The 411-nt window shown below is 71.8% G+C and carries 1 pseudogene; it reads right to left on the reverse strand.

From position 1 onward, the window contains the following. Positions 1-411, reverse strand: a pseudogene (locus ACLFKU_RS44280) (hypothetical protein); the annotation flags it as partial.

Raw genomic sequence — 411 nt, forward strand, 5'->3', positions numbered from 1 at the left:
GCGGCGTGCGCGAGACGACTTCGGCCCACTGGTTCCAGGGCTGCGGCGCGCGGGCTTTTCGCTCACGGCCGGCTTCTCACCCTCGTTCTGCTGCGGCTTGGCCTGGCCGTTCTGGCCCTGCTTCTGCTTCAGCTTCGGCTGCTGCTGGTCATTGCGCGGTTCATTGCGCGGCTTGGCCGGCTGCTGCTCGTTGCGCGGCTTGCCCTGGCCGGGCGCCTGCACCTGCGCGGCGTTGCCATTGGCCGGTGCGGCGGCGGTGTCCTGGCGGCGCTCGTCGCGACGCTCGCCCTTCGGGCCGCGTTCGCCCCGCTCACCACGGTCCTTGCCACGGCCCTGCGCCTGCGCATTGCCGTTGCCACCGCGCTCGCCACGCTCATCACGACGGCCATTGCGGTCCTTGCCGTTGCGATC

It is taken from the genome of Paraburkholderia sp. EG304 (assembly GCF_046543485.1).
GTDB classification, from domain to species: Bacteria; Pseudomonadota; Gammaproteobacteria; order Burkholderiales; family Burkholderiaceae; genus Paraburkholderia; species Paraburkholderia youngii.